The following is an 8,395-nucleotide window of genomic DNA, read 5'->3' on the forward strand; positions in this document are numbered from 1 at the left end:
GGGGGGCGCGCCCCCCCCCCCCCCCCGGGGGTCCGGGGGCGGAGCCCCGGTATCGGGAAGGGGCGGGGCGGGGAGAAGGCCCCGCGCAGCGGCCCCACCCCGCCGAGCGCCCGCACACCGAGCGCCCCGCCCCACCCCACCGGGCACGGCACCCCTACCCCACCCCCACCGCCGCCGCACTGAGCCTGGCCCCCAACACCCGGGCGGCAGCCCTCAACTCCCCGGGCCCCCGCACGGCGAACGGCAGCCCGGTCATGGCCAGCCGCACCGCCAGCCACTCCACGGGCTCGGCGGTCTCGTAGCGCACCCGTACCGCCCCGGCCCCGCCGGGCACCGGCTCCGCCGCCCCCAGCCACTCGGGCACGGCCGCCTCGCCGCCGTCCGTACCGGCCGCGAACTCCACCTCCGCCGTGTACAGCCCCGCTCCGTGCCCCCGCAGCCCCCGGGCCACGTACGCCGCCGCGTCCCCGCCCATGGGCAGTTCGCGCGGGGCGAACCGGGCCCCGGTGGGGAGGGGCTCGCTGATGCGGTCCACGCGGAAGATCCGCCAGTCCTCCCGGTCGAGGTCGTGGGCGAGCAGGTACCAGCGGCGCCCCGTGGAGACGAGCCGGTAGGGCTCGGTCTGCCGGCGGGTGTCGGCCCCGTCCCGGTCGCGGTAGTGGAAGCGCAGCTTCTCGTGCCCGGCGACCGCGCCCGCGAGGGCGGTCAGGGTCCGCGGGTCCACGCGCGCCCCGTCCCCGCGGGTCAGCGGCAGCGTGGCGGACTGGAGGGTGCTGACCCGGTGCCGCAGCCGGGAGGGGAGCACCTGCTCCAGCTTGGCCAGGGCCCGTACGGAGGCTTCCTCGACCCCTTCGATCGCGTGCCCGGCCCCGGCCCGCAGGCCGACGGCGATGGCCACGGCCTCCTCGTCGTCGAGGACGAGCGGGGGCATCGCGGCCCCGGCGACGAGCCGGTAGCCGCCCTCCGAGCCGTGGGTGGCCTCCACGGGGTACCCGAGCCCGCGGAGCCGGTCGATGTCGCGCCGGATGGTGCGGGCGCTGACCCCGAGCCGCCCGGCCAGCTCGCTGCCGGGCCATTCGCGCGGGGTCTGGAGGAGGGACAGGAGCGTCAGGAGGCGTGCCGGGGTGTCCGTCATGAAATCCAGCCTGCCGGCGGATTAGGCCACGTACTGTCCTATAAGCCGTCTAGGTTGCTCTTCATGAGCACCGAGCCGTCCAAGAAGAGCGGGTCCCCGTCCGGGGGCCGACCGATAACCGAGGCCGCAGAGGCCCCCGGCGCCGAGCGGGCCCCCGGCGCCACCGGCCCGGCCGCGGGCGCTTCCCCCGCCGACCGCCGCCGCTGGTTCGCCCTCGCCATCGTCATGACCGCGGCCTTCATGGACCTGGTCGACGTGACGATCGTGAACATCGCGATCCCGAGCATGCAGCAGGACCTGGGCGCCACCACGAGCGCCATCCAGTGGATCACCGCCGGGTACGCCCTGGCCTTCGCCGCGGGCCTGATCACCGGCGGTCGCCTCGGCGACATCTACGGCCGCAAGCGCCTCTTCCTGATCGGCATCACCGGTTTCACCATCGCCTCGGCCCTCTGCGGACTGGCCGCGAACCCGGGCATGCTGGTGGCCTCCCGGCTGCTCCAGGGCTCGATGGCCGCGCTGATGGTCCCGCAGGTGCTCGCGATCATCCACGTGACCTTCCCGCCGCACGAGCGCGGCAAGGTCTTCGGCCTGTTCGGCGCGATCATCGGGCTGGGCGCGGTCTCCGGCCCGATCCTCGGCGCCCTGCTCACCGAGTGGAACCTCTTCGGTCTCGAATGGCGCCCGATCTTCCTGATCAACCTGCCCGTGGGCATCGCGGGCCTGATCCTCGGCAGCCGCTTCATCACCGAGTCGAAGGCGCCCAAGGCGCTCAAGCTCGACCTGGTCGGCGTGGTCCTGGCCACCGCGGGCCTGGTCATGCTGATCTACCCGCTGACCCAGGGCCGGGAGAACGACTGGCCGGTGTGGGGCTTCGTCTCCATGGGCGCCGTGCCCTTCGTCTTCGCCGCCTTCCTCGCCTACGAGCGGTACAAGGCCCGCAAGGACGGCTCGCCGCTCGTGGAGCTCTCCCTGTTCAAGGTGAAGAGCTTCGCGGCGGGCATCGCGGTGCAGCTCACCTTCGGCATCGCGACCGGCATCTTCTTCCTGGTGTGGACCCTGTACATGCAGCTGGGCCTGGGCTGGAGCGCGCTGAAGGCGGGCACCACGGGCATCCCGTTCTCCATCGCCGTGTCGGTTGCCGCCGGACTGTCCGTGCAGAAGCTGGTGCCCCGGTTCGGCCGCAAGGTGCTCCAGGCGGGCGCCCTGGTGATGGGCTCCGGCCTGCTGCTCTACATCTGGCTCTCCGGCCGGTACGGCATGGAGATCGAGCCCTGGCAGATGACCGCCCCGCTGGTGGTCATGGGCATCGGCATGGGCCTGATCGTGGCCCCGCTGACGGACGCCGTCCTCTCCGAGGTGCCGCGCGAGCACGCCGGCTCGGCCTCCGGCCTCATCAACACCACCGGGCAGATGGGCAACGCCCTCGGTCTGGGCCTGGTGTCGGTGGTCTTCTTCACCGTGGTCGACGACAAGCTGCCCGCCGAGGGCCCCGGCCCGGCCTTCCTGGAGGGCTTCCAGCACGCCCTGTGGTGGGTCGCCGGAGTGCTCGTGGTGATCTTCGCGGTGATGTCGGCGCTCCCGGCCCGCCAGGTGCGGGGCGCCGGACACGAGGCGGAGGCCGGTGCCTGGGCCGAGGACGAGGACCAGGCCGGCACCGCCGAGAAGGTCCCCGCCTGACCCCTCCCGGGTCGGCCCGGAAGCGCTACGGACATGCCCGCCCACCCGGCGGGCATGTCCGTTTCTGTTTACTTTGGCCGCCACCTGCCCGTAGGGTGGGGGTGAATCCACAGATACGGGCATGGAACGGATGTAAACCCACGTGTACGCTCCGGAACGCCAGCAGGAGATCCTCCGCCTCGCGCGGTCCGCGGGCCGGGTGGACGTCCTCGCCCTCGCCGAGGCGTTCCAGGTCACCGCGGAGACGGTACGGCGCGACCTGAAGGCCCTGGACCGGGCCGGCCTGGTGCGCCGCGTGCACGGCGGCGCCATCCCCGCGGGCCGCCTCGACTTCGAACCCGACCTGGGGGAGCGCGAGGCCACCGCCGCCGCCGAGAAGGACCGCATCGCGGCCGCCGCCCTGGCCGAACTGCCCGACGGCGGCAGCGTCCTGCTCGACGCGGGCAGCACCGTGGCCCGGCTCGCCGCCCTCATCCCCGTGGACAGCTCGTTCACCGTGGTCACCCACGCCCTCCCGGTCGCCGCCCGGCTGGCCGGGCACGCCGGGATCGAGCTGCACCTGGTGGGCGGCCGGGTCCGGCACCGCACCCGCGCCGCCGTGGACTCCTGGGCCCTGCGCGCCTACGCCGAGGTCCGCGCCGACGTGCTCTTCCTCGCCGCGAACGGCTTCGGCGCGCGGAGCGGGCTCACCACCCCCGACCTCGCCGAAGCCTCCGTCAAACGCGCCGCGGTCGCCGCCGCCCGCCGGGTGGTCCTCCTCGCCGACTCCGGCAAGGCCCGCCGGGAACACTTCGCCCGCTTCGCCGACTTCTCCGACATCGACCTGCTCATCACGGACACCGGGCTCACCCCCGGCGACAAGGCGGCGATCGAGGCCGCAGGGACGGAAGTCACGCTCGTATGATCCTCACCGTCACCCCGAACCCCTCCCTCGACCGCACCTACGAGGTGCCGGCCCTGGACCGCGGCGAGGTGCTGCGCGCCGCCGCCGACCGGCTCGACCCCGGCGGCAAGGGGGTCAACGTCTCCCGGGCCGTGGCCGCCGCGGGCCGCCGCACCACCGCCGTCCTCCCGCTCGGCGGACCCTCCGGGGCCGTGATGGCCGAACTCCTCGGCGGACTGGGCATCGACGTCACGGCCGTCACCATCGCCGGGCAGACCCGCGCCAACATCGCCGTGGCCGAACCCGACGGCACCCTCACCAAGATCAACGCCCGGGGCCCGGAACTCACCCCGGCCGAGGCCGACCTGCTCCTCGCCACGGTCCGCGGTCAGGCCGCCGGGGCCGACTGGATCGCCTGCTGCGGCAGTCTCCCGCGCGGCCTGCCCCCCGAGTGGTACGCCGAGCTGGTCTCCGAGGTGCACCGGGCCGGGGCCCGCGTGGCCCTGGACACCTCCGGACCGGCCCTCCCGGCCGCCCTCGCCGCCCGCCCCGACGTGGTCAAGCCCAACACCCGCGAGCTCGCCGAGGCCGTGGGGCGCCCCCTCACCACCCTCGGCGAGGCCGTCGACGCCGCCCGGGAGCTCCGCGAACGCGGCGCCCGCGCCGTCCTGGCCAGCCTCGGCGCGGACGGCCAGCTGCTCGTGGGCCCGGAGGGCGTGCACCACGGCACCGCCCCCGCCCCGGCCGTCCGCAGCAACGTCGGCGCCGGGGACGCCGCCCTCGCCGGCTTCCTCGTCGCGGGCGGCAGCGGCCCCGAGGCCCTGACCGCCGCGCTGGCCCACGGAGCCGCCGCCGTCCAACTCCCCGGCAGCCTCATGCCCACCCCGGCCGACCTGCGCCCCGGAGCCGTCCGCCTCACCCGGGACCCGGTACCCGACCTCCCGCTCACCGAGCCCGCAGCGATCCGACCCGGCTCGTAGTCGATCCCGCTCGTCACCGCCCCGGCCCGCCGGTCCGCGCCCCGGCCGGGCCCCCGCGACGCGACGACCGTGCGGCCTACCGCACCCGGGACCGCAGCTCCATGGCGCCCCGCGCGGCGTCCTGGCTGGTGTACACCTCGCACATGTGACGGCCGTCCGGGGTCGCGGTGTGCTCCACCTCCCAGAGGCTGTACTCCTGCCCGTCGAGCAGCACGAAGGCGTGCTCGTACAGCGTGAACCCGGCGTCCCGGCCGTCCGGCAGGAACTGCCGCCCGCCGAACGCCTGCGTGATCTGGTGCGCGTACGCCGACCGCAGCAGCCGCGCCACCTCCGGGCCCGGCCGGTCGGCGTTCTCCGCCCGCCGCAGCACCCGCCGGGCGTGGTCGGCCGACTCGTCGACGGCGTAGCTGCGGCGCTGCTCGGGGAAGGACACCCCGGGCGGGAACAGCGGGCCGAGGGCCTCGCGCTGCTCCTGCTCCCGCTCCAGCGCGGCGAAGCCGGCGGCCGCCTCCGCCCCGCAGCCGTCCCCGGACAGCCGGTCCACCGCGATCAGCAGCTCGGTGGGTCCCGTGAACAGCTCGTGCCGCAACTGCCCCTCGCCGGCGGTGCGGTAGGCCAGCTCCCACACCGAGACGGCCGTCCCGTCGGCCAGGAGGTAGGTGTGGCGGTGCGTCTCGCGGTGCAGGCCCGTGACGGAGCTGTGGTGCGAGGAGTGCAGGGCGGAACTGTGGGCGAGGGCCGAACCGAGGCGGTCGACCAGCGCGTCGGGGAGCTCGAAGGAGTTGAGAGCGCGGCCGAGGAGCCGCCGCAGGTGCTCCTCGGCCGTTTCGTACGGATCGCTCACGGTGGTCTCCAGGCCGTCGCAGCTTGTTACGTCGCGGAAGCTCAACGTAGCCCCTGGCTCTGACATCGCGTCCGGGGTTCTGGAAAACGCGCGGCGGCCCGGACCGGTTCCCGCCGCTTGCGATCCGCCCCCGCCGGCGACCCCGGCCGCCCCTGAGCAGGCACGCCCTCCGGAAGGGCGAGGGTCGGGCCGCCGCCCCCGTTGTCCGACACCTGTCGCATCCGTACCCCTTGGGGTCAACCTCCGTACCCAGAAAGGGGGTTGACGCCCCATTCATCCGCTATGCGGCGCTATGGTGCGGCCATGTCTACGCGAACGACGACCGGCGCGGCGGCGCTGCCCCGGCAACAGGACCGCCCCCACCCCACCCCCGACGACGGCACCGCGACCACCGGATCCACCGGCACCCCCGAGACCCCCGAGAGCAAGGGCTTCGCCTGGCTGCTCGTCGCCACCGGCGCCGCGGGCCTGCTCGCCGCCTGGGTCATCACCCTGGACAAGTTCCTCCTGCTGGAGGACCCGAACTTCAAGCCCGCGTGCAGCTTCAACCCCGTGGTCTCCTGCGGCAGCGTCATGAAGAGCGACCAGGCCGCCGTCTTCGGCTTCCCGAACCCCATGCTCGGCCTCGTCACCTACGCCGTCGTGGTGTGCGTCGGTGTCGGACTGCTCTCCGGCGCCCGCCACCGCGCCTGGTTCTGGCAGGGCCTGACGGCCGGTCAACTCTTCGGGGTCGGCTTCTGCACCTGGCTCATGCAGCAGTCCCTGTACGAGATCAACGCCCTGTGCCTGTGGTGCTGCCTGGCCTGGACGGCCACCCTGCTGATGTTCTGGGCCACCCTGGCCCGCAACGTGCGGACCGGTGACCTGCCCGCGCCGAGGTGGCTGCGGACCTTCCTCGGGGAGTTCCCGTGGGTGCCACCGGTCCTGCACGTCGGTGTGATCGGGATGCTGATCCTGACTCGCTGGTGGGAGTTCTGGACCGGCTGAGCCGCCCCGACACGGGGCAGGGCCCCCGGCAGCCGGATGCTGCCGGGGGCCCTGCGGACGCTCCACGGGCGCGGTGGCCCGGACCGGAAGGAGGAGCGGGGTCAGCTGCCGGCGGAGACGTTGCCGGAGAGGACCGGGATGTTGCTGAGGATGTGCGAGAGCGGCTCGTCGCCCTTGGCCTGGGTCGAGTTCTCGGTGCACTGCTGGGTCTGCGGCGCGGAGAGGACCGGGATGTCCTGGACGCCGACGTTGACCAGGGCGACCAGGGACTGGGCGTTGATCTTGGCCGGGATGCCGAGGCAGGGCTTGTTCAGGGTGCCCTGGATGACGCCGAGCTGCGGGCTCATGTCGCCGTGGGTCTTCTGGTTGCCGTAGATCTGCTGGGCACCATTGCCGTTGACGGTGTTGATCCCGTTGTCGTTGCCGATCGCCATCGCCGGGGAGGCCATGGCGGCACCCGTGCCGAGCACGGAGGCGGTGACCGCGGCGGTGGCCATGATCTTCTTGAGCATGTGACTGGTCCTTTTGTCGCACGAGTGCCCGCTAATGGAGCGCCCTGATCAACTGGCCGTTGCCGGGCTTGGTTCCGCTGCTTCACTCAAACGGCCCGCGCGCGGGGAGGCGTTCGCGCACTCCTCCGGGCGCCCGCGCGCGGCCCGCCGGAGCGGGCGGAGGCCCTCGCGGGGCTCCCGGAAGGGCCCTGCGGGGCTCCAAGATCCTGTTGCGGAACGTAGCGAGCTGTTCACACGGTGGAGCAGGGATCGTCCCGTCCCCCCGCACGACCATCCGAAGGAATCACCCATGCACCGCTCGAAGGCGTCCCGCGCCCTGGTCCCCCCGGTCCTCTGTGCCGCCCTGCTCTTCTGCGCCGCCGCTCCGGCCGCGGCCCTCGACGGGGAGCGCGCCGCCGGTACCGGCCAACGGGTCACGGTCGTCGAACCGCCGACGGACCGGGCCGCCGCGGCCGCCGGTCCCGTCGACGACCTGCTCGCCACCCTCACCAGCACCCTCAACGGGCTGCTCGGCACCATCTCGGGCCTGGTCCCGGGCGTGAAGCTGCCCCCGATCGAACTGCCGAAGCTGCCGGCGCTGCCCGCCCTCCCGGCGGTGCCGGGCCTCCCGGAGATGCCGAAGCTCCCCGAGATGCCCAAGCTGCCGGAGGTGCCGAAGCTGCCGCCCGCCCCGGAGGTCCCGGTCCCGGCCCTCCCCGCGCTCCCCGAGGTGCCGGACGTACCGGACGTCCCCGAGGTCCCGGACGTCCCCGCGGCCCCGGAGCTGCCGGCGACGCCTCCGCTGCCCGCGACCCCGGCGCTGCCCGCGGCTCCCGCCGTCCCGCCGGCTCCCGAGCTGCCGCAGCTCCCGCCCGCGCCGTAGCTCCGTGCCGCGGCCGGTGCCCGACCCCCGCCCCGGGGGCCGGGCACCGGCCGGCCGGAGGGCGTCGGGGCGGTGGCCGGATGACGACTATTGGGCCGAACAGGTCTGATCCCGTCCGGAACCGTGTCGTCAGGGCTGCCGGGACGTTTCGCTCGATGTGAGCCCCGGATCAGGGGCGGTACGTCGAACAGAAGGTGCACTTCCCATGAACTCTGCCAAGAAGGCCGCCCTGGTCCTGGCCACCGCCGGTCTCGCCGCTGGTGCCGCCGCCGGTTCCGCCGCCGCCGACTCCGCGGCCGAGGGCGCTGCCGTGGGCTCCCCCGGTGTGCTCTCGGGCAACCTGGGCCAGGTCCCGGTCCACGTCCCGGTCAACGTCTGCGGCAACACCGCCAACCTGATCGGCGCCCTGAACCCGGCGTTCGGCAACACCTGCGTCAACGACTGATCCTGGTCCTCGCGCTCCGTGGCGCCCCCCCCCTCCCCCCCCAGGCGCCCCCCCCGGTTTTGGGGCT

9 protein-coding genes are annotated in these 8,395 nt (G+C 74.2%); 6 read left to right on the top strand and 3 right to left on the bottom strand.

Annotated features, from left to right (window positions below):
* Positions 1 to 154: 154 nt before the first annotated feature.
* Positions 155 to 1,135 (bottom strand): helix-turn-helix transcriptional regulator, encoded by a 981-nt coding sequence (locus ABTZ17_RS34835; RefSeq protein WP_352199814.1) that lies wholly within the window; start codon positions 1,133 to 1,135, stop codon positions 155 to 157.
* A gap of 225 nt (positions 1,136 to 1,360) precedes the next feature.
* On the opposite strand from ABTZ17_RS34835, the gene ABTZ17_RS34840 reads away from it, so the two are divergent.
* The 3 genes from ABTZ17_RS34840 (at position 1,361) to pfkB (ending at position 4,678) form a co-directional block, all read left to right on the top strand.
* Entirely contained in the window at positions 1,361 to 2,815 is a 1,455-nt protein-coding gene (locus ABTZ17_RS34840) for an MFS transporter (RefSeq protein WP_352199821.1), read from the top strand.
* Between the two features lie 142 nt (positions 2,816 to 2,957).
* Positions 2,958 to 3,719: a DeoR/GlpR family DNA-binding transcription regulator gene (locus ABTZ17_RS34845; RefSeq protein ID WP_352199815.1), complete on the top strand. Its 762-nt coding sequence runs from the start codon at positions 2,958 to 2,960 to the stop codon at positions 3,717 to 3,719.
* Positions 3,716 to 4,678 carry a 1-phosphofructokinase gene (gene pfkB, locus ABTZ17_RS34850; RefSeq protein ID WP_352199816.1) on the top strand — a complete coding sequence of 321 codons (963 nt, stop codon included), beginning with the start codon at positions 3,716 to 3,718 and terminating at the stop codon, positions 4,676 to 4,678. Before ABTZ17_RS34845 ends, pfkB begins: the two co-directional genes overlap by 4 nt.
* Positions 4,679 to 4,754: 76 nt before the next feature.
* Here the strand turns inward: pfkB and ABTZ17_RS34855 are convergent, their stop codons facing one another.
* Positions 4,755 to 5,522 carry a DUF6227 family protein gene (locus tag ABTZ17_RS34855; protein ID WP_352199822.1) on the bottom strand — a complete coding sequence of 256 codons (768 nt, stop codon included), beginning with the start codon at positions 5,520 to 5,522 and terminating at the stop codon, positions 4,755 to 4,757.
* Positions 5,523 to 5,825: 303 nt separating this feature from the next.
* Between ABTZ17_RS34855 and ABTZ17_RS34860 the strand changes: the two genes are divergently transcribed.
* Complete coding sequence (locus tag ABTZ17_RS34860; protein WP_352199817.1) at positions 5,826 to 6,509, top strand: vitamin K epoxide reductase family protein; 684 nt, start codon at positions 5,826 to 5,828, stop codon at positions 6,507 to 6,509.
* A 101-nt stretch (positions 6,510 to 6,610) separates the two neighbouring features.
* Here the strand turns inward: ABTZ17_RS34860 and ABTZ17_RS34865 are convergent, their stop codons facing one another.
* The gene (locus ABTZ17_RS34865; RefSeq protein WP_352199818.1) at positions 6,611 to 7,021 is read right to left on the bottom strand and encodes a rodlin; all 411 of its coding nucleotides are present in this window, start codon (positions 7,019 to 7,021) and stop codon (positions 6,611 to 6,613) included.
* Between the two features lie 289 nt (positions 7,022 to 7,310).
* Between ABTZ17_RS34865 and ABTZ17_RS34870 the strand changes: the two genes are divergently transcribed.
* Positions 7,311 to 7,883: a hypothetical protein gene (locus ABTZ17_RS34870; RefSeq protein WP_352199819.1), complete on the top strand. Its 573-nt coding sequence runs from the start codon at positions 7,311 to 7,313 to the stop codon at positions 7,881 to 7,883.
* A gap of 205 nt (positions 7,884 to 8,088) precedes the next feature.
* Positions 8,089 to 8,328 carry a chaplin gene (locus ABTZ17_RS34875; RefSeq protein ID WP_352199820.1) on the top strand — a complete coding sequence of 80 codons (240 nt, stop codon included), beginning with the start codon at positions 8,089 to 8,091 and terminating at the stop codon, positions 8,326 to 8,328.
* Positions 8,329 to 8,395: the final 67 nt, after the last annotated feature.

The organism is Streptomyces sp. NPDC097619 (assembly GCF_040302735.1).
In the GTDB taxonomy this organism is placed as follows: domain Bacteria; phylum Actinomycetota; class Actinomycetes; order Streptomycetales; family Streptomycetaceae; genus Streptomyces.

Bases quoted from the DNA above. Each gene is read 5' to 3' on its own strand.
- ABTZ17_RS34835 (WP_352199814.1), bottom strand. From the start codon at position 1,135: ATGACGGACACCCCGGCACGCCTCCTGACGCTCCTGTCCCTCCTCCAG.
- ABTZ17_RS34840 (WP_352199821.1), top strand. From the start codon at position 1,361: ATGACCGCGGCCTTCATGGACCTGGTCGACGTGACGATCGTGAACATC.
- pfkB (WP_352199816.1), top strand. From the start codon at position 3,716: ATGATCCTCACCGTCACCCCGAACCCCTCCCTCGACCGCACCTACGAG.
- ABTZ17_RS34860 (WP_352199817.1), top strand. From the start codon at position 5,826: ATGTCTACGCGAACGACGACCGGCGCGGCGGCGCTGCCCCGGCAACAG.
- ABTZ17_RS34865 (WP_352199818.1), bottom strand. From the start codon at position 7,021: ATGCTCAAGAAGATCATGGCCACCGCCGCGGTCACCGCCTCCGTGCTC.
- ABTZ17_RS34870 (WP_352199819.1), top strand. From the start codon at position 7,311: ATGCACCGCTCGAAGGCGTCCCGCGCCCTGGTCCCCCCGGTCCTCTGT.
- ABTZ17_RS34875 (WP_352199820.1), top strand. From the start codon at position 8,089: ATGAACTCTGCCAAGAAGGCCGCCCTGGTCCTGGCCACCGCCGGTCTC.